We start from the raw sequence: 24,225 nt of genomic DNA, 5'->3' as shown, positions 1-24,225 counted from the left end.
GACCGGTTTTTGACCGATTTGGTCAAGGCGCTCCAGGCGGGTCCGGGCGGCAATATGCTTTCCCCGTCGGCCGAACGCGCGACGTTCGCCGAGGCGCCGTTTGCGGTGGAGGGCAGACGATGACGTACCTGACGGTGGCACCGGACGTGGTCGGCACGGCGGCCGGGGCTTTGGCAAGGATCGAGGCCGACATCCGCGCCGCCCTCGCGGCGGCGGCCCCCACGATGGAGTTGGCACCGGCGGGCGCCGATGAGGTGTCGGCGGCCGTCGCGACGTTCTTCGGCGGGTACAGCCGGGCATTCCAGGCGATCAGCGCGGACGCGTCGGCGTTTCACCACCAGTTTGTACAGGCCATGACGGCCGGCGCGGGGTGGTATGCGGGCGCCGAGGCCGCCGGCGCTGCGCTGTTGCAGAACCCCGCCGGGACCGTGCAGGGTGCGGTCAATGCGTTCACCGAGGCGCTGTTGGGCCGCCCGCTGTTCGGTTCCAGCGGGGGCACCGGCAGCGCGGGCAGCAGCGGCGCCGCCGGCACCGCCGCGTCAGCGGCGCAGTCGCCGGACCCGAGTCCGACCACCACTTCCACCACTTCCGGCACAGGCGGCATCGCGCTCGTCATGGGGCCCACGGGAATTCCGCAGCCGAGCGCCGGCTACGTAGCAACCGTCGAGCGGCTCTACCTTGCGCCGCTCGGATTCCACGGCCACGCGGAATCGCTGTACACACCCGAGTTGGGATACAACACGGACGCCAACTTGCCCACGGACGTAGCGAGCTTGATGGCCGCCATCAACGCACAGATGGCAACCGGGCAGGTGAGTGCCCAAAACCCGATCTGGGTTTTCGGCTACTCACAAAGCGCCGCTGCCGCTTCCGCGGCAATGATGCAACTCCACGCCGAAGGGGTGCCGGCGACCGACCTCCACTTCGTGTTGGTCGGAGACCCCGCTTCCGCCTCCGGGGGCATATTGAACACACTGCTGCCCTCGCTCGGTCCGGTCGGCGACCTGGTCAAGCCGCTACTCCCGTTCGCCGGTTTGAGCCAGACGATGGGGCTCACGACGCCGAACTACTACCCGACCGACGTTTACACGCTCGCGGGCGACGGTTACGCGGCCTGGCCGACGAACTTCCTCAGCAACCCGATCGGGGACATCACCGCCGTCGCAGGCCTTTTCAGCACGCACGAGGAATACCTGGGATTGAGTCCCGGGCAGATCCAGGCTGCCACCCCGACCTATACGGACGGCCTGGCCCACTACTACACGATCGACAACACCAGCCCGCTGTTACCGACGCTGGTCAACGCCGCGGTCAACGTGGGCTGGATCAGTCCCGCCACGGGCCAAACTCTCGACTGGTTGTTCGGACCCCTGGCCGCTCTCGGTGACCGCTGACCCCTATGGTCAACCAACCCACCGGTTGTTAGCTTGGAGAGTGCTCCGCGGAAGCGGACCCGAACCTCGGAAGGCGGCCAATGCCGATCGCAATAACTCCTGAGCATCAAGCCCTCGCCGACTCGGTGCGATCACTGGTGGCGCGGGTGGCGCCGTCGGAGGTGCTACACGAGGCGATGGAAACCGCGGTCCAGAATCCCCCGCCGTACTGGCGGGCGGCCGCCGAACAGGGGCTGCACGGCGTGCATCTCGCGGAATCTGTTGGCGGACAAGGCTTCGGCACCCTCGAGCTGGCGGTCGTGCTCGCCGAGTTCGGCTACGGCGCGGTGCCAGGGCCATTCGTGCCGTCGGCGATCGCCAGCGCACTGATCTCCGCGCACGACCCCGAGGCCAAGGTGCTCGCCGAGCTGGCCTCCGGCACCGCCATCGCGGCCTACGCGCGCGATTGCTGCGCCCTCACCGCCACCCGCCACGGCGACTCGCTGGTGATCCGCGGCGAGGTCCGCGCGGTTCCGGCCGCGGGGCAGGCGTCCCTGCTGGTGCTGCCCGTCGCGATCGACAGCGGCGAGGAATGGGTGGTGCTGCGCGCCGACGAGCTCGAGATCGAGCCGGTCAAGAGCATCGACCCGCTGCGTCCCATCGCGCACGTGCGGGCCAACGCGGTCGAGGTGGCCGACGACGTCGTGTTGAGCAACCTGAGCATGGCCACCGCGCACGCGCTGATGACCACGCTGCTGTCGGCCGAGGCGATCGGCGTGGCGCGCTGGGCCACCGATACCGCGTCGCAGTACGCCAAGATCCGCGAGCAGTTCGGCCGGCCGATCGGCCAGTTCCAGGCCATCAAGCACAAGTGCGCCGAGATGATCGCCGACACCGAGCGGGCCACCGCCGCGGTGTGGGACGCCGCCCGCGCGATCGACGAGGCGCGCCAAAACGATTGGGACATCGCCACTCCCAAGGTCGAGTTCGCCGCGGCCGTCGCCGCGACGCTGGCGCCGGCGGCCGCCCAGCGATGCGCGCAGGACTGCATCCAGGTGCACGGCGGGATCGGCTTCACCTGGGAGCACGACACGAATGTCTACTACCGCCGCGCCATGCTGCTGGCCGCCTCCTTCGGGCGCGGCTCGGAATACCCGCAGCGGGTCGTGGACACCGCGACCACCACCGGCATGCGCCCGGTCAACATCGACCTGGACCCCGACACCGAGAAGCTGCGCTCCGAGATCCGGGACGAGGTTTCCGCGCTCAAGGCGATGGAGCGCGATCCGCGCACGGTCGCGATCGCCGAGGCCGGCTGGGTGCTGCCGTACCTGCCCAAGCCGTGGGGGCGCGCCGCCGGCCCGGTGGAGCAGATCATCATCGCGCAGGAGTTCGCCGAGGGCCGGGTCCGCCGGCCGCAGGTCGGCATCGCGGCGTGGATCATCCCGTCGATCGTCGCGTTCGGCACCGAGGAGCAAAAGCAGCGGTTCCTGCCGCCGACCTTCCGGGGCCAGATGATCTGGTGCCAGCTGTTTTCCGAGCCCGGCGCCGGTTCGGACCTGGCCGGGTTGAGCACCAAGGCGACCAGGACCGAGGGCGGCTGGCGCATCACCGGGCAGAAGATCTGGACCACCGCCGCGCAGTTCTCGCAGTGGGGCGCACTGCTGGCAAGAACGGACCCCTCCGCACCTAAACACAATGGCATCACGTACTTCCTGCTGGACATGCAGAGCGAGGGCGTCACCGTCAAGCCGCTGCGCGAGCTGACCGGCAACGCGATGTTCAACACCGTCTACATCGACGACGTGTTCGTCCCCGACGACTGCGTGCTCGGCGAGGTCAACCGGGGCTGGGAGGTCAGCCGCAACACCCTGACCGCGGAGCGGGTGTCGATCGGCAGCAGCGACGCCAATTTCCTGGCGACCCTGCCCGAGTTCGTCGACTTCGTCCGCGACGGGCAGCTCGACCAGGTCGCCCAGCACCGGGCCGGGCAGCTGATCGCCGAGGGTCACGCCGCCAAGGTGCTGAACCTGCGCTCGACGCTGTTGACGCTGGCCGGCGGTGACGCCATGCCGTCGGCGGCGATCTCGAAGTTGCTGTCGATGCGCACGGGGCAGGGCTATGCCGAATTCGCGGTGTCGTCCTTCGGCACCGACGCCGCCATCGGCGACACCAACGAGTTGGCGGGCAAGTGGGGCGAGTACCTGTTGGCCAGCCGCGCCACCACCATCTACGGCGGCACCTCCGAGGTGCAGCTCAACATCATCGCCGAACGGCTGCTGGGCCTGCCGAGGGACCCGTAGAGACGCTCATGCCGACCCGGGGGCCGGTCCCAGGTCGGCATGGCTGTAACCCTCGGCCCCCGGCTTGTGCCGGTGGTCGCTCAGCGGCTCACCACCACCAGTTCCACCAGTTGTGGTGCCACAGGAAGTGTCCGCCGTGGCCCCAGTGGTGTCCCCACCCGTGGTGCCACCAGTGATGTCCCCAGCCCGCGGGGATCACGTCGGCGCCGTGCGGCCCGGCGGTGGCAAAACTCGTGGCCGGGGCGGGCGCGGGGGCGGCGTTGGCCACGGGCACGCCGCCGAACAACAGCGCGCCGGCCAGCGCGCCGGTGCCGACCGCGCCGGCGGCCGCGTTACGCAGGGATCGCGGTGAAATCTTCATTAGGGAGCTCCTTCCAGGGGCCGTCGCACTACCACTTTTAAATTACTCACTAATGCGCGGGCAAACAATATCTACGGCCCGAATTAGTGTGTGAAATAGGCGACAATTCCGCCTGAGAATTGCGCACAAATGCTGGGAATCCAATTTTCGGATGTACTGGGATCAGTACTTGCGGATACCCGCTGTGAACAGCTGTGTTATCCGGCTGAACACGTGTACTGAGATGTCGGATTCCGCAAATCAGTATCAGCAGATTCCGTATTTACCAATTCTGCCTTAATGCCGTCATTCGAAATATCTTCCTGGCTATCTTCCTGGAATTGAACGGGAAAGCGAGCGGGAATGCGAGCGGCGCCAACCCGCCGGCGGACCGGCGCGCCCGGATCCGGCGCGGCAATTTGCGCTGAGCGAGACAATCAGTATCGTCAGACGCACGGCCGAGTACTGAGTTACTGACCGGCCGCCGACGGGAGGGACGATCGCCGCAGTGAACCTCAACCCTGGCCCCAGCGCCGCCGCGTTCCGCGCTCAGCCGCCGTCCGGCAGGCCCGCCGGAGACGCCGCCGCCACCGAGCGCATCACCCTGCGACCACCGGCTGTCCAGCGAGAAGCGAAGTCGCGGTCCGGGGACGGATCGTCACGCGGCCAGCGGACACGGCGAACCGTCGACCTGCCGCTCGCCACCCACCGCGCGCTCGACGTCTGGCAGCGCGAGGCCGCCGACCGCATCGGGGTCGCCCGCGTCACCGGACAAGAGGTCCTCACCGCGCTCATCGACCAGCTGCTGGCCGATCCCAAACTTTCCGCGCAAGTCATCCGCGCCATTCAAGTCCGCAAGTAAGCCGGTTGCCGGGAGCCGCGGGCGTCGCCGAACGACGTTCCCTCCGCGCTGATCCGGGTATGCGTAGGTCGTCTGACCGGCACCCAGCGGAGGACCAGCGGAGGAGGAGCCCCCATCATGCCCAAGGTTTACATCGAACCGCGGCCCAAAGGCCGCGAGGGAGACGCCATCTCGCACTACGTCGTCGAAGACCAGGCCGACAGCGAGCTGCACCGCGCCGAAACCCAGCAGGCGGCCATCGACTGGGCGAAACAGCGGGGACACTCGCCGCTCGTCGCCCGCGTCCGAACTCTCACTGACAAAAAGAAGCCCGATCAGTGGCGGGCCGGCTGAGACGGCGCTAGTCGCCGTCGATCTTCATCTCGCGCAGCTCGCGCTTGAGGACCTTGCCGGTGGGGTTGCGCGGTAGCTCGTCGAGGAAGACGACCTCGCGCGGCACCTTGTAGCGGGCCAGGTGGTCGCGCACGTAGTGCTTGACGGTGTCCTCGTCGAGGTCGGCGTCGGACTTCTTGACCACGAACGCGCGCAGCCGGTGGCCCCACTCCTTGTCCTCGACGCCGATCGCGGTGGCCTCCACGACGTCGGGATGCCCGGTGAGCAGGTCCTCGACTTCGGCGGGGAAGACGTTTTCGCCGCCGGAGACGATCATCTCGTCGTCGCGCCCGCTGATGTAGAGGAGGTCGTTCTCGTCGAAGTAGCCGACGTCGCCCGAGGACAACAGCCCGTCGATGACCTGCTTCTTGCCGCCGCCGGTGTAGCCCTCGAAGGGGAAGGCGTTGCCGACGAAGATGCGGCCGACCTCGCCCTGCGGCAACTCCTTGCCGTTGTCGTCGTAGATCTTGACCTTGACGCCCTTGACGACGGGCCCCACGGTCGACGAGTTGAATTCCAGGTGTTTGGGCTCGGCGATGGTGGCGAAGGCGATTTCCGTCGAGCCGTACATGTTGTAGATGACCGGACCGAGGTCCTTCAGCGACCGTTCCGCGAGGTCGGCTCCCAGCGCCGATCCGGATACGAACACGATCTTCAGGCTGGACAGGTCGGGCTTCTTGTCCATCTTCTCCACCGCGTCGAGGATCCGCGACAGCATCACCGGCACCACCACCATCGCGGTCACCTTGTGCTTCTCGATGTCCTCGAGCACCAGCGGCGGCTTGAACTTGCGGCGCAGCACCAGGGTCGAGCCCAGAAACATCGCGATCGTGCCGTGCAGGAAACCCAGCGCGTGGAACATCGGCGCCGGCAGCGAGGTCACCTCGCCGGCCTTGAAGGGAACGTGCGACAGGATGCCGCCGACCGGCGCCAGCGTCGGCGGGGTGCTGCGGTTGGCGCCCTTGGGGGTGCCGGTCGTGCCGCTGGTCAGGATGATGATCGACGCGTGCCTGCTCGCCTTGGGCGCCGGCTTCTTGTCGCTGCGCTCGATCAGGTCGGCCAGCGTTTCGTCCTTGCTTCCCGACGGCTCGTCGGTGTCCGGGTTGGTCCCCAGCGCGCGCAGCATGCCCAGCTCCGGCTCGGCCTTGCTGACGGCCTTGGTGTACTCGTCGTCGTAGATGATCAGCTTGGCGCCCTCGCGCTCCGACACCTCCTTGATCTGCGGGCCGGAGAACTCGCTGTTGAGCAGGATGATGCGGGCGCCGACCCGGGCGGCGCCGAAATAGGCGATGAGGAACCAACGGGTGTTGCGGGCCAGCAGGGCCACGCCGTCGCCGCCCTTGACACCCTTCTCGATCAGCGCGTTGGCCACCGCGTGCGCGGCCTCGTCGAGCTCCTGGTAGCTGAATTCGCCCTCTTCGTCGATGCACGCCGCGCGGTCGGGATGGCGCCTGGCGTTGAGCGACGGCAGCATGCCGAACTCGCCCCACTTGTAGATCTCGGCGGCCATCGCGGCGTAGTTCTGCGGCGCCTCGATCCGGAAGGCGCCCGCCTCGAAGATCTTGCGCACGTAGTGCAGTTCTGCCGAGCCGCGTTCGAGGTACTGCTGAACTTTGGTGACGGCCTGACCTGGCAGGCCAATCAGGTTTGGCATGGATTCCACCCTATGTGACGTCCGTCGCAGTGCCACTAGTTAATACCCCCCGACCTACGATGATGAACATGACCGGCCCGGCGTCACTGGAAGCGGCCGGGCGCGAGGTCACCATCACCCATCCGGACAGGGTCGTCTTCGAGCGGCACGGCGGCACGGGTCCGCACACCAAGCTCGACCTGGTCCGCTACTACCTGTCCGTCGCCGACGGGGCGCTGCGCGGCGCGGCCGGCCGGCCGATGATCCTCAAGCGCTTCGTCAAGGGCATCACGCAGGAGGCCGTGTTCCAGAAACGGGCGCCGGCCAACCGGCCGGACTACGTCGACGTCGCCGAATTGCACTATGCGCGTGGGACTTCCGCCGCCGAGGCCGTCATCCACGACGCCGCCGGGCTGGCCTGGGTGATCAACCTGGGCTGCGTGGACCTCAACCCGCACCCGGTGCTCGCCGGCGACCTCGACCACCCCGACGAACTGCGCGTCGACCTGGACCCGATGCCCGGGGTGACGTGGCGGCGCATCGTCGAGGTCGCGCTGGTGGCCCGCGAGGTGCTGGAGGACTACGGCCTGGTCGCGTGGCCGAAGACGTCGGGGTCCCGCGGGTTTCACATCTACGCCCGGATCGCCCCGCGCTGGGGGTTCCGCCAGGTTCGTCTGGCCGCGCAGACCGTCGCCCGCGAGGTCGAGCGGCGCGCGCCCGACGCGGCGACCAGCCGCTGGTGGAAGGAGGAGCGCGAGGGGGTGTTCGTCGACTTCAACCAGAACGCCAAGGACCGCACCGTCGCGTCCGCTTATTCCGTGCGGGCGACCCCGGACGCCCGGGTGTCGACGCCGCTGCACTGGGACGAGGTGGCCGGCTGCTCGCCCGGGGCGTTCACCATCGACACGGTGCCCGCCCGGCTTGCCGACATCGGCGATCCCTGGGCGGGGATGGATGACGCGGTCGGCGAGCTCGACCGGCTGTTGGAGCTGGCCGAGGAGATGGGGCCGCCCGAGCGCGCCCCGAGCGGCGCGAAGAAGGGCTCGGGCAGGCGGGTGTCGTCGAAGCCGCTCATCGAGATCGCCCGCACCAAGACCAAAGACGAGGCGCTCGCCGCGCTGGACACCTGGCGCGAGCGCCATCGCGCCGCGGCCGCCCTGCTGCGCCCGGCCGACGTCCTGGTCGACGGCATGCGCGGGCCGAGCTCGATCTGGTACCGGGTCCGGATCAACCTGCAGCACGTGCCGGCCGGCGAGCGCCCGCCACAGGAGGAGCTGATCGCCGACTACAGCCCGTGGGACACGCGCCAGGACCGCTAGACGCCCAATCCGCCCAACCGAGATTCCTTGCGCAAGTACGCAAACCACGTCACGGTCAGCAGCGCGGCGAAGAAGCCGAGGTAGCACCGCAGCGCGGGCTCGATGCCGCCGAAGTGCGACGTGGACCAGGCGTAGGCGAGCGGGACGGCGAACCCGCCCGCGGCGCCGACCGAGGAGATGACACCCAGCGCTCCGGCGGCCTGGCGGCGCAGGTGCGCCATCGTGTCCGGGTCGCCGCCGGCGAGCTCGCCCTTGACCGCGAAGATTCGCGAGATCATCCGGTAGGTGGAGCCGTTGCCGATGCCGGCGGCGACGAACAGGAACATGAAGCTGGCGAAGAACGCCGGCAGGCTTCTCGCGTTGACCGACCACAGCGCCGCCGCGGCGCCCGCGGCGAGCATGACGAAGCCGGCCGCGGTGACGCGGGCCCCGCCGATCCGGTCGGCCAGCCGGCCGCCCAGCGGACGGACCACCGACCCGATCGCCGCCCCGGAAAACGCCCACGCCAGCGCGATGTCGCCGCGCCCGAACGCGGTCTTGAGCAGGCTCGGAAACGCCGCGGAGTAGCCGATGAAGGACCCGAACGTGCCGAGGTACAGCAGCGCCATGAGCCAGGTGTCGCGGTGCCGCAGCGACTGCAGAACGGGCCCCGGGTCGGCCCGTGCTTCGGTGAGGTTGTCCATGAACAGGAACGCGCACACCGCGGCCGCGACGGCCAACGGCACATAGAACAGCCCGGCGCGCGACAGGGCCAGCCCGCCGCCCGCGACCACGATCGGCGGGATGATCTTCTGCACGACGGCCACCCCGAGGTTGCCGCCGGCCGCGTTGAGGCCCAGCGCCCACCCCTTGTCCCTCTCGGGGTAGAAGAACGAGATGTTGGCCATCGACGAGGCGAAGTTGCCGCCGCCGACGCCCGCCGTCGCCGCGATCGCGACCAGCGCCGCGAACGGGAGGTGGGGGTGGTCCACCGCCCAGGCCAACAGCAGACACGGGATCAGCAGCAGGGTCGCCGAGACGACCGTCCAGTTGCGGCCGCCGAAGATCGGGACCGCAAAGGTGTACGGCAGCCGCATCACCGCGCCGACGCCGCTGGGGACGGTGACCAGGCACAGCGCCCGGCCAGGGGTCAGCGCCGGCATCTGCACGACCACGATGCTCCACAGCATCCAGACGCTGAACCCGACGTGCTCGGCGAAGACGGAGAAGATCAGGTTGCGCCGGGCGATCGCCTTGCCGCTCGCCGCCCAGAACACGGGGTCCTCGGGCCGCCAGTCGTCGATCCAGTGCCGCCGGCGCCGTCGGGGGTGCGGCGCGCGCGTCGGCGCGGGCGCTGTCATGGTCACCGGCCCGACGCTAAGGACGCGCTGTTACCGGTCGTGGCGTGCGCCGTTACGCCGGAGCTACGCGGGGATACCAACGGCGGCCGGCCGGTTGTCAGAACTTTCGCGCGGCGCGGCGGGGCCCGGGCACCGGACGCGATAATCTCACGCGATGACCGGATGGAGTCGCCGGGGATTCTTGCAGCTCGCGGGGGTGAGCGGGGTGGTCGCGGCGTGCTCGTCGCGCAAGCCGGGGCCGGGCGGCGCGGCCGCCGGGTCGGTGACGGTCACCCACCTGTTCGGGCAGACCGTGATCGCGCAGCCGCCCAAGCGCGTGGTCAGCGCCGGCTACACCGAGCAGGACGACCTGCTCGCGGTGGGCGTGGTGCCCGTCGCGGTGACCCACTGGTTCGGGGACCAGCCCTTCGCGGTGTGGCCGTGGGCGCAGGCCAAGCTCGGCGCGGCCCAGCCGGTGGTTCTCAACCTGGACAACGGGATTCCGGTCGACCAGATCGCCGGGCTCAAACCCGACCTGATCGTGGCCGTCAACGCCGGCCTGGACGCCGACACCTACCAGCGGCTGTCGGCCATCGCGCCGACCATCGCGCAATCCGACGGCGACGCGTTCTTCGAGCCGTGGAAGGACCAGGCCACCTCGGTCGGCCAGGCGGTGTTCCAGGCCGACCAGATGAAGTCGCAGATCGACGCCGTCGACAAGCAATTCGCCGCCGTCGCCCAGAAGAACCCGCAGTGGCAGGCCAAGAAGGCGTTGCTGATGCAGGGCACGCTGTTTCGGGGAACCGTGGTGGCGACCCTGGCGGGCTGGCGCACCGACTTCCTCAACCAGATGGGGCTCGTCATCGCCGACAGCATCAAACCCTTCGGCACCGACCATCGCGCCGTCATCCCTCGCGAGCAGATCAAGGCGGTGCTCGATTCCGCCGACGTCGTGATCTGGACGACCGAAAGTCCCGACGACCAGAAGGCGCTGCTGGCCGACCCCGAGGTGGCGGGTTCGCAGGCGACCGCGCAGAACCGCCACGTCTTCACCACCAAGGACCTCGCCGGCGCGATCGCGTTCGCGTCCCCGTTGAGCTACCCGGTGGTCGCCGATCAACTGCCGCCGCTGATCGCCAAAGTCCTGGGTTAGCCTTCGACTGTTTGAGCGTTCGTTAAGGCAGCTCTGGCAGTGCTCGAAAATCCCGCGAAACCCTCCCGCCCGCCCGGATCCCGGAGTTACCGTCGAGTAATGAGCGTGACGGACATGGGGAGTGTCCCCGGGGGTGGGGTTTCCAAAGAGCTGTCGACCGACCTGGTCGGCAATACCGTTCTGGACTACGGCGACCGGGCGCTGGTGCTCCAATGTGGCAGCACGGCAGAGGTTTTGGCGTGGGTCGAGGTCTTGTCCGGGACGGCGCTGCCGGGCGTGCTCGACCTGGTCCCGGCCGCCCGCACCGTGCTGGTCAAGCTGGACAGCCCGCGCCTGCAGGGCGTCGTCCGGCAGCGCCTGCGCATGATGCGGGCGCCGACGGACATCGCCGCGCCCGAGCCCCCGGCCGAGGGCCACGCCGACGTGGTGATCGACGTCGTCTACGACGGCCCGGACCTCGCCGGGGTCGCCGACGCGACGGGGCTGAGCACCGCGCAGGTGATCAACGCCCACACCGCCACGCCGTGGCGGGTCGGATTCAGCGGCTTCGCACCGGGTTTCGCGTACCTGGTCGACGGCGACGCGCGGCTGCGGGTGCCGCGGCGGGCGGAGCCGCGCACCGCGGTGCCCGCAGGGTCCGTCGGCCTCGCCGGTGAATTCAGCGCGATCTATCCGCGCCGCTCGCCCGGTGGCTGGCAGCTCATCGGTCACACCGACGCCGCGCTGTGGGATCTCGACCGGCCCAACCCGGCGTTGCTGACGCGGGGCATGTGGGTCCAGTTCCGGGCCGCGTGAAGGAGAGACCCATGACGACGTTCCTGGAAATCCTGCGCACCGGGCCGTTCGCGGTCGTCCAGGACCTGGGCCGGCCGGGGCTGGCCCATCTGGGCGTCAGCCGCTCGGGTGCCGCCGACCGCCGCGCCCACAAGCTGGCCAACCGGCTGGTGGCCAACCCCGACGACCGCGCCACCATCGAAGTGACGTTCGGCGGATTGTGCGCGCGGGTCTGCGGCGGCGACGTCGACATCGCGGTGACGGGCGCCGACACCGATCCCACCGTCAACGGAATCACGTTCGGCACCAACAGCATTCACCATGTCCGTGACGGCCAGGTGATCTCGCTGGGTGCCCCGCGCGCCGGGCTGCGGACGTACCTGGCGGTGCGCGGCGGCATCGGCGTGCAGCCGGTGCTGGGTTCCCGCAGCTACGACGTGATGTCGGCGATCGGCCCGGCGCCGCTGCGGGCCGGGGACCGGATGCCGATCGGCGAGCACACCGAGGCGTATCCCGAACTCGACCAGGCGCCGGTGGCCGCGATCGCCGCGCACCTGGTGGAACTCCAGGTGGTGCCGGGCCCGCGCGACGACTGGCTGGTCAATCCCGACGCGCTGGTGCACACGATCTGGATGGCCTCCGACCGCAGCGACCGCGTCGGCATGCGGCTGGAAGGTCGCGCGCTGCAGCACCGCTACCCCGACCGGCAGCTGCCCAGCGAGGGCACCATGCGCGGCGCGATCCAGGTGCCGCCCAACGGTTTACCGGTCATCCTGGGTCCCGATCACCCCGTCACCGGCGGCTACCCGGTGGTCGGCGTGGTCACCGACGAGGACGTCGACAAGATTGCCCAGGTACGGCCAGGCCAGTATGTGCGGCTGCACTGGGCGCGGCCCCGCGGCGCGCTGGGGGCCCGGCCGGTGTCGAGCGCCGTGGGCCTGCCGTTCTCCTAGCGCAAGTGCGGTGCGGGCCCCTGGACAGGGCTGGTAGACAAAGAGTGTGCAAACCCAGGTCCCCGCGCAAACCCAGGTCCACACCGCCCGGCTGATCCACACCGCCGACCTCGACGGCGAGGCCCGCCAGCGCGTCCGCGAGATGGTCACCACCGCGTTCGCCGGGGGTTTCACCGACCACGACTGGGAGCACACGCTCGGCGGCATGCACGCCCTGATCTGGCAGCACGGCGCGATCATCGGCCACGCCGCCGTGGTCCAGCGCCGCCTCCTCTACCGGGGTAACCCACTGCGCTGCGGCTACGTCGAAGGGGTCGCGGTGCGCGAGGACCTCCGCGGCCAGGGCCTGGCGCACGCGCTGCTCGACGGCGTGGAGCAGGTGATCCGCGGCGCCTACCAGGTGGGCGCCGTGCGGTCATCGGACATCGCCCGCCGCGCCTTCGTCGGGCGCGGGTGGCTGCCCTGGCGCGGCGCGACGTCCGTGCTCGCACCGACCGGCCCGGCCCGCACGCCCGACGACGACGGCGCCATCTTCGTCCTCCCGGTGGGGATCACCCTCGACCCCGCCGCCGACCTGACGTGCGACTGGCGGGCCGGCGACCCCTGGTGATCGGCGTGTGCGAAATCACCTGCCGCGGGCGCTAATTCGCGTGCCAGACGCGCCCTCGTCCTGCGACGGGCCTGACGACAGCACGGGTGTGACGACGGTCGCAACAAGGGCAATGCGCCAGCAATTGCGCGGTAACGCCGCGGAAACCTGCCGGGCATACACAGGTCATATGGCTCAGCCGAGGTCCGCGCCCCTGACCGGCTACCGGGTCGCCGTCACCTCGGCCCGGCGCGCCGAGGAACTGTGCGCGCTGCTGAGCCGGCAGGGCGCCGAGGTCTGCAGCGCCCCCGCGATCAACATGATCGCGCTGCCCGACGACGACGAATTGCACCGCAACACAGAGGCATTGATCGCCCAACCGCCCGACATTCTCGTCGTGCACACCGGCATCGGCGTCCGCGGCTGGCTGGCGGCCGCCGAGGGCTGGGGGCTGGCCGGCGAACTCGTCGAGGCGCTGTCGTCGGCGCGGATCGTGTCACGGGGCCCCAAGGCCACCGGGGCACTGCGTGCGGCCGGCCTGCACGAGGAGTGGTCGCCCGAGTCCGAATCCTCACAGGAGGTGCTCGAGTACCTGCTCGACTCGGGCGTCTCCGGGCTGCGCGTCGCCGTCCAGCTGCACGGCGCCGCCGACCCCTGGGACCCGTTCCCGGAATTCCTGGGCGGCCTGCGCTTCGCGGGAGCGCGGGTCGTGCCCATCCGGGTGTACCGGTGGAAGCCGACACCGCTGGGCGGCGACTTCGATCAGCTGGTCACCGGGATCGGGCGCCGGCAATTCGACGCGGTCACCTTCACCTCGGCGCCCGCGGCCGCGGCGGTGCTGGAACGCAGCCGCGAGCTCAGCGTCGAGGACCAGGTGCTGGCGGCCCTGCGCACCGACGTGCACGCGATGTGCGTCGGTCCGGTGACGTCCAAACCCCTGATCCGCAAAGGCATCCCGACGTCGGCACCCGAACGCATGCGGTTGGGCGCCCTGGCCCGGCACATCGCCGAGGAGCTGCCGCAGCTCGGGTCGTGCACCGTGCGCGTCGCCGGGCACACCCTCGACGTCCGCGGAACCTGCGTGCTGGTGGACGGATTCATCAGGCCACTGTCGCCGACCGGGATGTCGGTGCTGCGCGTGCTGGCGCAACGGCCCGGCGACGTCGTGGCGCGCGCCGACCTGCTGCGGGCGCTGCCCGGCAACAGCAGCGACCCGCACGCCGTCGACACGGCCGTGCTTCGGCTGCGAACGGCACTGGGGGACAAGAACATCGTCGCGACCGTGGTCAAGCGGGGTTACCGGCTCGCCGTCGACGACGCGGCGGGGGCGACATGGACCTGATCCTGGCCGCGCACGGCACCCGCCGCCCGGGCGGGGTCGCCATGATCGGGGACGTCGCGGCGCGGGTGGGCGCCCTGCTGGACCGCCGGGTGCAGGTCGCCTTCGTCGACGTGCTGGGTCCCACACCCGGCGAGGTGCTGTCGCGCGCGGCGCCCGGCGGACGCCCCGCCGTCGTGGTGCCGGCGTTCCTCTCGCGCGGCTACCACGTGCGCATCGACCTGCCGGCCCATGTCGCGGCCAGCGGGCACCCCGACGTCACCGTCACCCCCGCCCTCGGGCCCGACGGGCAGACCGCGCGGATCGTCGCCGACCAGCTGGCGAAATCCGGCTGGCGTCCGGGCGATTCCGTGGTTCTCGCCGCGATCGGCACCACCGCCACGACCGGCCCCGGGGCGCGCGCCGACCTGCACGTCACCGCGACGACGTTGTCGGCGCTGGTCGGGTCGCGGGTGCGGCTGGGCTTCGCCGCCACCGGAGGCCCGTCCGTGGCCGACGCGGTCGCCGCCGCGCGCCGCGCCGGCGCCGGCCGCGTCGTGATCGCCTCCTACCTGCTGGCCGACGGGCTTTTCCAGCAACGGCTGCGGGCTTGCGGTGCCGACATCGTCAGCCCGCCGCTGGGCACCCACCCCGGGCTGGCCCGGCTGATCGCGAGCCGATTCCGCAGGGCCGCACCCGGACTCGCGCTGCGACGGGCGCACGGGTCCCACCTGAGAAGGCACGCGGGCACCCGCGGCGCTTGATCTTTGGCCGCATACCGGCAATCCTGGCTGCATGGCTCGTCGCGAAGAGCCCTCGCGGGGGATTCTCGACCCGGTGGCTAAGATGCTGCGGTTCCCGTTCGGCACACCGGAGTTCATCGACCGGATCGTCACCGGCGGGGTCAACCAGGTGGGCCGGCGGACGCTGCACCTGCTGATCACCACCTGGGACGCGGCCGGCGGCGGGCCGTTCGCGGCCAGCGCCGTCGCGTCGACCGGGATGGCCAAGACCGCCGAGATCGTGGAGAGCATGTTCATCGGACCGATTTTCGGCCCGGTCCTCAAGATGCTGGGCGCCGACAAGGTCGCGGTGCGCGCATCGCTGTGCGCCTCCCAGCTGGTGGGGCTGGGCATCATGCGTTACGGGGTCCGGTCCGAGCCGCTGCACTCGATGTCGGTGGACACCATCGTCGACGCGATCGGCCCGACGATGCAGCGCTACCTGGTCGGCGACATCACGCGCTGAGGGCCACCGGCTCGGCGATCCGCCCGACCTGGATCTGGCCCGCGGGCGTCACCCGGACCCGGTACACCGGCACCGAGACCCGCGGGTCGTCCAGGCAGGTGCCGTCCTCGAGCGCGAAAGCCTGCTTCAGCAACGGGGATTGGACCGTGGCGCGCCCGCCCCGGTCGCCGACGATCCCCCGCGAGAGCACCGCGGCCCCCGAGAACGGGTCGACGTTGCCGACCGCGTGCACCGACCCGTCGTCCAGGCGGAACAGGGCCGCCTGGGTGCCGTCGTCGAGGAGCACCCCGACGCCGCGGCCCGGGGTGAGGCGCTCGTAGGAGCAGGCGGTCGTCCACACCTGAAGGTCGTTGAGCAGCGTCATGCTTCCTCCCTGAATCTCGGCATGCCAATGGGCACAGGCACTTTGCGCCCGGCGCGCTCGGTGAAGGTCACCGTCGAGTCGACGGCGTCCGGGGCGTTGACGAAGGACACGAACCGCGACAGCTTGTCCGGATCCTCCAGCACGCCCTTCCATTCGCACTGGTAGTTCCGCACATGCCGCCCCATCGCGGCCTCGAATTCGCCGGCCAGGCCCAGCGAGTCGTCGCACACGACCTCGCGCACGTGATCCAGGCCGCCGTCCAGCGCTTCGACCCACGGCGCGGTGCGCTGCAACCGGTCGGCGGTGCGGATGTAGTACATCAGGAACCGGTCGATGTAGCGGACCAGCGTCTCGGTGTCCAGGTCGCCGGCCAGCAACTGGGCGTGCCTGGGCGTCATGCCGCCGTTGCCGCCGACGTAGAGGTTCCAACCCTTTTCGGTGGCGATGACGCCGACGTCCTTGCCGCGCGCCTCGGCGCACTCCCGCGCGCATCCCGAGACGCCGAGCTTGAGTTTGTGCGGGGCGCGCAGGCCGCGGTACCGCAGCTCCAGGTCGATGGCCAACTGCACCGAATCCTGCTGGCCGTAGCGGCACCAGTCGCTGCCCACGCAGCTCTTCACGGTGCGCAGCGCCTTGCCGTAGGCGTGACCGGATTCCATGCCGCCGTCGACCAGCCGCTTCCAGATCTGCGGCAGCTGGTCCACCCGGGCGCCGAACAGGTCGATCCGCTGGCCGCCGGTGATCTTGGTGTAAAGCCCGAAGTCCTGGGCGATCTCGCCGATCAGGATCAGGTGCTCCGGCTTGATGTCGCCGCCGGGAACACGAGGGACCACGGAGTAGCTGCCGTTGCGCTGGATGTTGGCCAGGAAGTGGTCGTTGGAGTCCTGCAGCGCGGCCTGCTCGCCGTCGAGGATGTGCTCGGAGCCGGTGGACGCCAGGATGGACGCGACGACGGGTTTGCAGATGTCGCAACCCATTCCGGTGCCGAAATGCTCCAGCAGCCCGGAGAAGGTCCGGATCTCGGTGGCGGAGATGATTTCGAAGAGCTCCGCGCGCGACTGGGCGAAGTGCTCGCACAGCGCCTTGGACTGCGCCACGCCCTCGGCTTCGAGCAGCTGCTTGAGCAGCGGCACGCACGACCCGCACGAGGTGCCTGCCGCGGTGCACGACTTGAGCGCCGGCACGTCGGCGCAGCCGCCGGCGATCGCGTCCTTCAGGTCGCCCTTGGTGACGTTGTTGCACGAGCAGATCTGCGCCGAATCAGGTAGCGCCCCAACGCCCAGGGCCGCGGCGCCGTCGGCCTGCGCCGGGGCGATCAGGGCGAGCGGGTCGCCGGGCAGCTCGCTGCCGACCATCGGCCGCAGCACCCCGTACGACGAGGCGTCGCCCACCAGCACCCCGCCCAGCAGGGTCTTGGCGTCGTCGGACAGCACCAGCTTGGCGTAGGTGCGGTTCACCGCGTCGTTGACGACGACCTCGAGGCAGTTATCGGTGACGCCCATCGCGTCGCCGAAGCTGGCCACGTCGACGCCGAGCAGCTTGAGCTTGGTCGACAGGTCCGGCTCGGGGAATTCCGCGGCGCCGCCCAGCAGCCGGTCGACGACGACCTCGGCCGAGGTGTAGCCCGGGGCGACCAGACCGTAGCACCGCCCGTCGATCGCGGCGACCTCCCCGATCGCGTAGACGTCGGGATCGCTTGTCCGGCAAGCCAGGTCGGTGAGCACGCCGCCGCGGTCGGCGAGCGTCAGCCCCGCGGCCGCCGCCAGCTCGTCGCGCGGCCGGATCCCGGCCGCGAAGATCACCACGCCGGCGTCGATCAGCTGGCCGTCGGTGAGCCGCACCCGCGCCGCGGGCGAGCCGTCCGGTCGCGCAACGGGTTCGATCGATTCGGTGCCCGTGCCGACGTGCACCGCGATGCCGAGGTCGGTGATCATCCGGGCCAGCAGCGCGCCGCCGGCCTCGTCGATCTGCTGGGCCATCAGCCGCGGCATCATCTCGACGACGTGGGTCGGTAACCCGAACTGGCGCAGCGCATTAGCGGCCTCGAGGCCCAGCAGGCCGCCGCCGATCACCACGCCGGCCGCGCCGCGGGCGCTGTCGGCGCCGGCGCGGATGGCGTCGAGGTCGTCGAGGGTGCGGTAGACGTGGCAGTGCGGCAGGTCGTGGCCGGGCACCGGCGGGACGAAGGCGTAGGACCCGGTGGCCAGCACCAGCGCGTCGTAGCCGTGCCGCTGTCCGTCCGCGGTGGCCACCGATTTTGTGCCGCGGTCGATCTCGGTGACCCGGGCGCCGAGCAGCAGCCGGACCCGCTCGTCGCCGGCGTAGTCGTTGCCGGGCAGCGCGAGCAGCCCGCGCTCCCAGCCTTCGGTGTAGGAGGTCAGCCCGACGCGGTCGTAGGCGGCGTCGGCCTCCTCGGCCAAAACCGTGACGCGCCATAGCCCTTCGGTGTCGCGCGCGCGCAGCGCCTCCACCAGCCGGTGGCCCACCATGCCGTGCCCGACCACGATGACGTGACGCGCAGCACAGTGCTCGCCCGGGGTTTCGGATGCGGCCATGCCATGAGGGTAGGGGCGCCAAATTAAGGGGAAATCGCGAAATGTGACGTCCACATGACGGCGCGCTCACACCTCACCGCGGGGGGCGTGAATCTGTTCGCCGCGGGCGAACACCCAGGTGGAACTTAAGCGGGGTCCACTCAGGTTTCTACATATAGCGAACCGGTGAACCCGCCGGTCACAGCTAACTCACAAGGAAACGACAAGGAAGCAGGAGGAAAGCCCCATGAGCAACCTCGCATTGTGGTCGCGGCCGGCTTGGGACACCGACCGGTGGGTGCGCGACTTTTTCGGGCCCGCCGCCACGACGGACTGGTTCAAGCCGGTGCCGAGCGGATTGCGGCCGGCCGCGGAGATCGTCAAGGACGGCGACGACGCGGTGGTCCGCGTCGAACTGCCCGGCGTCGACGTGGAGAAGGACGTCAACGTCGAGGTCGACAAGGGCCGCCTGGTCATCCATGGCGAGCACCGCGACGAGCACGCGGAGGAGGAAGACGGCCGGACCCTGCGCGAGATCCGCTACGGGTCGTTCCGCCGGACGTTCCAGCTGCCCGCGCACGTCACCGGCGAGGCCATCGCGGCGTCGTACGACGCGGGCGTGCTGACGGTGCGGGTCACGGGTGCCTACTCGGGCGCGCAGGCGCAGCGCATCGAGATCACCCGGTAATCCGGCGTAGTCCCCCGCAATCCGGCGGGGCCGCAGCCACTCTCGGCGGCCCCGCCGGTTCGCGTGCGAAGCCCCCGCTTTGGGGGGCCCTAACTCCAGCGGGCCAGCAGCTCGTTGGCCCGGGTCCCGAGCGCGGCCTGGAAAAACGGCCCGAAGCTGATCCGCGCGACGCCCAGCGGGCCGAACGAGGCCGGGTCGTCCTGGTCGGGCAGCGCGATCGCGTTGATCGGCAGCGGCAACTCGGCGGCCAAGCGCCGCAACGTTTCCGGGTCGTGGCGGCCGACCGGGTACAGCACGTCGGCGCCCGCGGCGGCGGCCTCGGTCAGCCGCGCCACCGCGCGTTCGACGCGATCCGCGTCGTCGCCCTCCTTACGCAGGAACAGATCGGTGCGGGCGTTGATCACGACGTGCACGTCGGCGGCGTCGGCGGCCGAGCGCAGCGCTGCAACCAGTTCGGCGTGTTCGGCCGCCGACCGCAGCCGCTTGCCCTCCGAGTGCACGGTGTCCTCGATGTTCAGCCCGACGGCGCCGGCGCTCAGCAATCCGTCGATCAGCCGCGCCGCCGGCTGCCCGTAGCCGGATTCGACGTCCACCGACACCGGCACGTCGACGGCGGCGGTGATCTGGGCGACGCGGGCCAGCGCGTCGTCGAACGACATGCCCTCGCCGTCCGGTTTGCCGATCGAGTCGGCGAGCGGGTGGCTGCCGACGGTCAGCGCCGCAAACCCGGCGCCGGTGGCCAGCCGGGCCGACCACGCGTCCCACACGGTCGGCAGGATCACCGGATTGCCCGGCTGGTGCAGCTCGAGCAGTGCCGTGGCCCGCTCCGCAATGTTCTGAGTTGTCATGGCGTGTTTGCTCCCTGGGTCCCCCGACGTGAGTTTCTGACATTAGGGCCAAGCCGTGGATAGTATCGGGGGCGTACTGTGATCCGTGACACCCCGGCCCTAGGAGATCCTTTGTCCACCACCACCGAACTCGCCGAACTGCACGACCTCATCGGCGGCTTGCGGCGGTGCGTGGGCTCTTTGAAGGCTCGCTACGGCGACAGCCCGGCGATGCGCCGCATCGTCATCGACGCCGACCGGATCCTGTCCGACGTCGAATTGCTGGATACCGATGTCTCCGAATTGGATCTGGCGCGCGCCACCGTGCAGCAGTCCGGCGACAAGATCGTCATTCCCGACACCCAGTACGACAGCGATTTCTGGCGCGATGTCGACGACGAGGGTGTCGGGGGTCACAACAGGTCCTGACCGACATCTGACAACCCAAGCCCCCCGCAAAAGGGAGGGTTCTTCCTGTGTACCCTTCGACCAACAGCCCGTTCGAAGAGGAACACTTGATGAGCGCACCCACGGCGAACCGTCCTGCGTCCGGTGTTTTTTCACCGACACGCGCCCGCCTCTCGCAGCGGACCCTGCGCACCGACCGGTGGTGGATGTCGCCGCTGCGGATCGACCTGGGGTTCGCCGCATTCCTCATCTACGCGACGGCGCGCGCGTTCCAGCAGAACTACTTCTTCGTCGGCAAATACCACTACCTCACGCCGTTCTACTCGCCGTGCGTGAGCAAGGCGTGCGGTGAGGCCGGCGACATCTGGCCGCAGTTCCTGCCGAACTTGTGGTGGCTGCCCTACGCGGCGGTGTCGTTGCCGTTTCTGCTGCTCTTCCGGCTGACCTGTTACTACTACCGTGGCGCCTACTACCGCACGGTGTGGCAGTCGCCCACCGCCTGCGCGGTGGCCGAGCCGCGCGTGCACTACACCGGCGAGACCAAATTCCCGCTGATCGTCCAGAACACCCACCGGTACTTCTTCTACATCGCGGTCATCATCTCGCTGATCAACAGCTACGACGCCATCGTCGCCTTCCATTCCGACGAGGGGCCGGGCGGATTCGGCTTCGGTCTGGGCAATCTGATCCTGCTCGGCAACGTCATCATGCTGTGGATCTACACGCTGTCCTGCCATTCCTGCCGGCACGTAACCGGCGGGCGGCTCAAGCACTTCTCCAAGAACCCTGTGCGGTACTGGATTTGGACCCAGGTCAGCGTCATCAACACCCGGCACAAGCAATTCGCCTGGATCACGCTGGGCACGCTGATGCTCACCGATTTCTACGTTGCCCTGGTGGCCAGCGGAACCATCAGCGACCTGAGATTTGTTGGCTGACACGCCATTCGGGAACGATCAGAATTAGCTAGCGAGGTTTCATGGTTGAGGTCGAACGGCACTCCTACGACGTGGTCGTGATCGGTGCCGGCGGCGCGGGCCTGCGCGCGGTCATCGAAGCGCGGGAGCGCGGTCTCAAGGTCGCGGTGGTGTCGAAATCCCTGTTCGGCAAGGCCCACACGGTGATGGCCGAGGGCGGCTGCGCGGCGTCGATGGGCAACACCAACCCGAAGGACAACTGGCAGACCCACTTCGGCGACACGATGCGCGGCGGGAAATTCCTCAACAACTGGCGCATGGCCGAACTGCACGCCAAGGAGGCCCCGGACCGGGTCTGGGAGCTGGAGACCTACGGCGCGCTGTTCGACCGCCTCAAGGACGGCAAGATCAGCCAGCGCAACTTCGGCGGGCACACCTACCCGCGGCTGGCGCACGTCGGCGACCGCACCGGGCTCGAGCTAATCCGCACCATGCAGCAGAAGATCGTTTCGCTGCAGCAGGAGGACTACGCCGAGGTCGGCGACTACGAGGCCCGCATCCGGGTGTTCGCCGAATGCACGATCACCGAGCTGCTCAAAGACGGTGACCGGATCGCCGGCGCGTTCGGCTACTGGCGCGAAAGCGGCCGGTTCGTCGTGTTCGAGGCGCCCGCGGTGGTGCTGGCCACCGGCGGGATCGGCAAGTCGTTCAAGGTGACCTCCAACTCCTGGGAGTACACCGGCGACGGGCACGCGCTGGCGCTGCGCGCGGGCGCGTCGCTGATCAACATGGAGTTCGTCCAGTTCCACCCGACGGGCATGGTGTGGCCGCCGAGCGTCAAGGGGATCCTCGTCACCGAGGGCGTGCGCGGGGATGGCGGGGTGCTGAAGAACTCCGACGGCAAGCGGTTCATGTTCGACTACATCCCGTCGGTGTTCAAGGGTCAGTACGCCGAGAGCGAGCAAGAGGCCGACCAATGGCTCAAGGACAACGACTCGGCCCGGCGCACCCCGGACCTGCTGCCGCGCGATGAGGTCGCGCGCGCGATCAACTCGGAGGTCAAAGCGGGCCGCGGCAGCCCGCACGGCGGGGTGTTCCTCGACATCGCGTCGCGGCTGACGCCGGCGGAGATCAACCGGCGGCTGCCGTCGATGTACCACCAGTTCAAGGAGCTGGCCGGCGTCGACATCACCAAGGAGCCAATGGAAGTCGGGCCCACCTGCCACTACGTGATGGGCGGCGTCGAGGTCGACGCCGACACCGGCGCGGCCACGGTGTCCGGGCTGTTCGCGGCCGGCGAGTGCTCCGGCGGCATGCACGGCTCGAACCGCCTGGGCGGCAACTCGCTGTCGGACCTGCTGGTGTTCGGCCGCCGCGCCGGCCTGGGGGCCGCCGACTACGTGCGCGCCCTGAGCAGCCGCCCTGGCGTCGCCGAGGAGGCCATCGAAACCGCGGCCAAACGGGCGCTGGCCCCCTTCGAAGGGCCGACGAACGGCGCGCCGGCCGAGAACCCCTACACCCTGCAGCTGGAACTGCAGCAGTCGATGAACGACCTGGTGGGCATCATCCGCAAGGCCGACGAGATCTCCGAGGCCCTGGCGCGGCTGGACAAGCTGCGTGAGCGGTTCAGGAACATCAAGGTCGAGGGCCACCGCCAGTACAACCCCGGCTGGAACCTGGCCATCGACCTGCGCAACATGCTGCTGGTCAGCGAGTGCGTCGCCAAGGCCGCGCTGCAGCGCACCGAGAGCCGCGGCGGTCACACCCGCGACGACCACCCCTCGATGGAATCGACGTGGCGCAACGTGTTGCTGGTCTGCCGCGCTGCCGGCGGCGACGAGGTGGTCCCCGACATCACCATCACGCGGGAAGACCAGACGCCGATGCGGCCGGATCTGCTGGAGCTCTTCGAGATCTCCGAGCTGGAGAAGTACTACACCGACGAAGAGCTGGCCGACCACCCAGGACGGACCCCCAGGACGGAGAGCTGATGACCTACAACGCCACGATGCGGCTGTGGCGCGGCGACGAGGCCGGCGGCGCGCTGCAGGACTTCACGGTCGAGGTCAACGAGGGCGAGGTGGTGCTCGACATCATCCATCGCCTGCAGCAGACCCAGACGCCCGACCTCGCCGTGCGGTGGAACTGCAAGGCGGGCAAGTGCGGATCTTGTTCGGCCGAGATCAACGGCTACCCGCGGTTGATGTGCATGACGCGGATGTCGACGTTCGCCGAGGACGAGGTCGTGACCGTGACGCCGATGCGGACGTTCCCGGTGATTCGCGACCTGGTCACCGACGTGTCGTTCAACTACGAAAAGGCCCGCGAGATACCGTCTTTCGCGCCACCCAAGGACTTGCAGCCCGGCGAGTACCGGATGGCGCAGGCCGACGTCCAGCGCTCGCAGGAATTCCGCAAGTGCATCGAGTGCTTCCTGTGCCAGAACGTCTGCCACGTAATTCGCGACCACGAGGACAACAAGAAGTCGTTCGCCGGGCCGCGCTTTTTCATTCGGATCGCGGAGTTGGAGATGCATCCGCTCGACACGGGAGACCGGCGCGACCTCGCCCAGGACGAGGCGGGTATCGGAATGTGCAACATCACCAAGTGCTGCACCGAGGTCTGCCCCGAGGGCATCAAGATCACCGACAACGCCATCATCCCGATGAAGGAGCGCGTCGCCGGTCGCCGCTACGACCCCGTGGTGTGGCTGGGCAACAAGCTGTTCCGGCGTTAAGCCCGCGGCGGCATCGGGTACCCGGGACCCATGCGAGGAACCACCAGCATCAACGAGATCCGCACCGCGATCCACGAGTTGTCGGTGCGGGCCGAGCTCGCGCACAAAGAGGGCCGGCACGACGACGCCGCCGAGATCGAGCGGCGCATCGCCGGCTACCGGGAAGAGCTCAGCCACCGGCCGTAGCTCGGGCC

At 69.5% G+C, this 24,225-nt stretch carries 24 protein-coding genes; 18 read left to right on the top strand and 6 right to left on the bottom strand.

The features are described from left to right. Nucleotides 1-119: 119 nt before the first annotated feature. Together AC5Y43_RS16510 and AC5Y43_RS16505 are read left to right on the top strand one after the other, a co-directional pair. Nucleotides 120-1,394: a PE domain-containing protein gene (locus AC5Y43_RS16510; protein ID WP_499974167.1), complete on the top strand. Its 1,275-nt coding sequence runs from the start codon at nt 120-122 to the stop codon at nt 1,392-1,394. Nucleotides 1,395-1,474: 80 nt separating this feature from the next. Continuing rightward, the gene (locus tag AC5Y43_RS16505; protein ID WP_499974165.1) at nt 1,475-3,676 is read left to right on the top strand and encodes an acyl-CoA dehydrogenase family protein; all 2,202 of its coding nucleotides are present in this window, start codon (nt 1,475-1,477) and stop codon (nt 3,674-3,676) included. An 88-nt stretch (nt 3,677-3,764) separates the two neighbouring features. On the opposite strand, the gene AC5Y43_RS16500 is transcribed toward AC5Y43_RS16505, so the two are convergent. Next, on the bottom strand, nt 3,765-4,037 hold the full coding sequence (locus AC5Y43_RS16500) for a hypothetical protein (RefSeq protein ID WP_499974163.1): 273 nt from the start codon (nt 4,035-4,037) through the stop codon (nt 3,765-3,767). A 487-nt stretch (nt 4,038-4,524) separates the two neighbouring features. On the opposite strand from AC5Y43_RS16500, the gene AC5Y43_RS16495 reads away from it, so the two are divergent. Both AC5Y43_RS16495 and AC5Y43_RS16490 read left to right on the top strand, forming a co-directional pair. Continuing rightward, nucleotides 4,525-4,878: an ATPase gene (locus AC5Y43_RS16495; protein ID WP_499974162.1), complete on the top strand. Its 354-nt coding sequence runs from the start codon at nt 4,525-4,527 to the stop codon at nt 4,876-4,878. 117 nt (nt 4,879-4,995) lie between these two features. After that, nucleotides 4,996-5,211, top strand: a complete 216-nt coding sequence (locus AC5Y43_RS16490) for a hypothetical protein (protein WP_499974161.1) — start codon at nt 4,996-4,998, stop codon at nt 5,209-5,211. 7 nt (nt 5,212-5,218) lie between these two features. Here AC5Y43_RS16490 and fadD2 read toward each other — a convergent pair whose 3' ends face one another. Beyond that, complete coding sequence (fadD2, locus tag AC5Y43_RS16485) at nt 5,219-6,904, bottom strand: long-chain-fatty-acid--CoA ligase FadD2 (RefSeq protein ID WP_499974160.1); 1,686 nt, start codon at nt 6,902-6,904, stop codon at nt 5,219-5,221. Nucleotides 6,905-6,963: 59 nt separating this feature from the next. Between fadD2 and AC5Y43_RS16480 the strand changes: the two genes are divergently transcribed. Further along, entirely contained in the window at nt 6,964-8,202 is a 1,239-nt protein-coding gene (locus AC5Y43_RS16480; protein ID WP_499974159.1) for a DNA polymerase domain-containing protein, read from the top strand. Here AC5Y43_RS16480 and AC5Y43_RS16475 read toward each other — a convergent pair. Beyond that, a complete protein-coding gene (locus tag AC5Y43_RS16475; RefSeq protein WP_499974544.1) occupies nt 8,199-9,542 on the bottom strand; it encodes a NarK family nitrate/nitrite MFS transporter in 1,344 nt (447 codons plus the stop codon). The genes AC5Y43_RS16480 and AC5Y43_RS16475 overlap by 4 nt on opposite strands. A gap of 154 nt (nt 9,543-9,696) precedes the next feature. Between AC5Y43_RS16475 and AC5Y43_RS16470 the strand changes: the two genes are divergently transcribed. The 7 genes from AC5Y43_RS16470 to AC5Y43_RS16440 all read left to right on the top strand — a co-directional run bounded on the left by AC5Y43_RS16470 (nt 9,697) and on the right by AC5Y43_RS16440 (nt 15,556). Then, on the top strand, nt 9,697-10,674 hold the full coding sequence (locus AC5Y43_RS16470; protein ID WP_499974157.1) for an ABC transporter substrate-binding protein: 978 nt from the start codon (nt 9,697-9,699) through the stop codon (nt 10,672-10,674). A 99-nt stretch (nt 10,675-10,773) separates the two neighbouring features. Further along, nucleotides 10,774-11,469, top strand: a complete 696-nt coding sequence (locus AC5Y43_RS16465) for a 5-oxoprolinase subunit B family protein (protein ID WP_499974155.1) — start codon at nt 10,774-10,776, stop codon at nt 11,467-11,469. A gap of 11 nt (nt 11,470-11,480) precedes the next feature. Further along, nucleotides 11,481-12,401 (top strand): 5-oxoprolinase/urea amidolyase family protein, encoded by a 921-nt coding sequence (locus AC5Y43_RS16460; RefSeq protein ID WP_499974154.1) that lies wholly within the window; start codon nt 11,481-11,483, stop codon nt 12,399-12,401. Nucleotides 12,402-12,447: 46 nt separating this feature from the next. Further along, nucleotides 12,448-13,011 (top strand): GNAT family N-acetyltransferase, encoded by a 564-nt coding sequence (locus tag AC5Y43_RS16455; protein ID WP_499974153.1) that lies wholly within the window; start codon nt 12,448-12,450, stop codon nt 13,009-13,011. A 169-nt stretch (nt 13,012-13,180) separates the two neighbouring features. After that, nucleotides 13,181-14,332, top strand: a complete 1,152-nt coding sequence (locus tag AC5Y43_RS16450) for a uroporphyrinogen-III synthase (protein WP_499974152.1) — start codon at nt 13,181-13,183, stop codon at nt 14,330-14,332. Next, complete coding sequence (locus AC5Y43_RS16445; RefSeq protein WP_499974151.1) at nt 14,323-15,072, top strand: sirohydrochlorin chelatase; 750 nt, start codon at nt 14,323-14,325, stop codon at nt 15,070-15,072. The genes AC5Y43_RS16450 and AC5Y43_RS16445 overlap by 10 nt, the downstream gene beginning before the upstream one ends. 31 nt (nt 15,073-15,103) lie before the next feature. Next, nucleotides 15,104-15,556: a TetR/AcrR family transcriptional regulator gene (locus AC5Y43_RS16440; protein WP_499974149.1), complete on the top strand. Its 453-nt coding sequence runs from the start codon at nt 15,104-15,106 to the stop codon at nt 15,554-15,556. Here AC5Y43_RS16440 and nirD read toward each other — a convergent pair. Both nirD and nirB read right to left on the bottom strand, forming a co-directional pair. Next, nucleotides 15,546-15,920, bottom strand: coding sequence for a nitrite reductase small subunit NirD (gene nirD / locus AC5Y43_RS16435; RefSeq protein WP_499974148.1), 375 nt, complete (start codon nt 15,918-15,920; stop codon nt 15,546-15,548). The genes AC5Y43_RS16440 and nirD overlap by 11 nt on opposite strands. After that, on the bottom strand, nt 15,917-18,475 hold the full coding sequence (nirB, locus tag AC5Y43_RS16430) for a nitrite reductase large subunit NirB (RefSeq protein ID WP_499974147.1): 2,559 nt from the start codon (nt 18,473-18,475) through the stop codon (nt 15,917-15,919). The genes nirD and nirB overlap by 4 nt, the downstream gene beginning before the upstream one ends. Before the next feature lie 226 nt (nt 18,476-18,701). Between nirB and AC5Y43_RS16425 the strand changes: the two genes are divergently transcribed. After that, nucleotides 18,702-19,142: an Hsp20/alpha crystallin family protein gene (locus tag AC5Y43_RS16425; protein ID WP_499974145.1), complete on the top strand. Its 441-nt coding sequence runs from the start codon at nt 18,702-18,704 to the stop codon at nt 19,140-19,142. Between the two features lie 89 nt (nt 19,143-19,231). On the opposite strand, the gene AC5Y43_RS16420 is transcribed toward AC5Y43_RS16425, so the two are convergent. Next, entirely contained in the window at nt 19,232-19,990 is a 759-nt protein-coding gene (locus AC5Y43_RS16420; RefSeq protein ID WP_499974144.1) for an isocitrate lyase/PEP mutase family protein, read from the bottom strand. A gap of 111 nt (nt 19,991-20,101) precedes the next feature. Between AC5Y43_RS16420 and AC5Y43_RS16415 the strand changes: the two genes are divergently transcribed. The 5 genes from AC5Y43_RS16415 (at nt 20,102) to AC5Y43_RS16395 (ending at nt 24,217) form a co-directional block, all read left to right on the top strand. Then, nucleotides 20,102-20,398: an Rv0250c family protein gene (locus tag AC5Y43_RS16415; protein WP_499974143.1), complete on the top strand. Its 297-nt coding sequence runs from the start codon at nt 20,102-20,104 to the stop codon at nt 20,396-20,398. Nucleotides 20,399-20,487: 89 nt separating this feature from the next. Next, the gene (gene sdhC, locus AC5Y43_RS16410) at nt 20,488-21,315 is read left to right on the top strand and encodes a succinate dehydrogenase subunit SdhC (RefSeq protein ID WP_499974141.1); all 828 of its coding nucleotides are present in this window, start codon (nt 20,488-20,490) and stop codon (nt 21,313-21,315) included. Between the two features lie 41 nt (nt 21,316-21,356). Continuing rightward, a complete protein-coding gene (locus tag AC5Y43_RS16405) occupies nt 21,357-23,285 on the top strand; it encodes a fumarate reductase/succinate dehydrogenase flavoprotein subunit (protein WP_499974139.1) in 1,929 nt (642 codons plus the stop codon). Next, nucleotides 23,285-24,031 carry a succinate dehydrogenase/fumarate reductase iron-sulfur subunit gene (locus AC5Y43_RS16400; RefSeq protein ID WP_499974137.1) on the top strand — a complete coding sequence of 249 codons (747 nt, stop codon included), beginning with the start codon at nt 23,285-23,287 and terminating at the stop codon, nt 24,029-24,031. The genes AC5Y43_RS16405 and AC5Y43_RS16400 overlap by 1 nt, the downstream gene beginning before the upstream one ends. 30 nt (nt 24,032-24,061) lie before the next feature. Beyond that, a complete protein-coding gene (locus tag AC5Y43_RS16395) occupies nt 24,062-24,217 on the top strand; it encodes a hypothetical protein (RefSeq protein WP_499974136.1) in 156 nt (51 codons plus the stop codon). Nucleotides 24,218-24,225: the final 8 nt, after the last annotated feature.

It is taken from the genome of Mycobacterium sp. NGS57, assembly GCF_059812405.1.
Note: the sequence above shows the minus strand (reverse complement) of the source record. Positions and strands in the feature narration are given on the sequence as shown.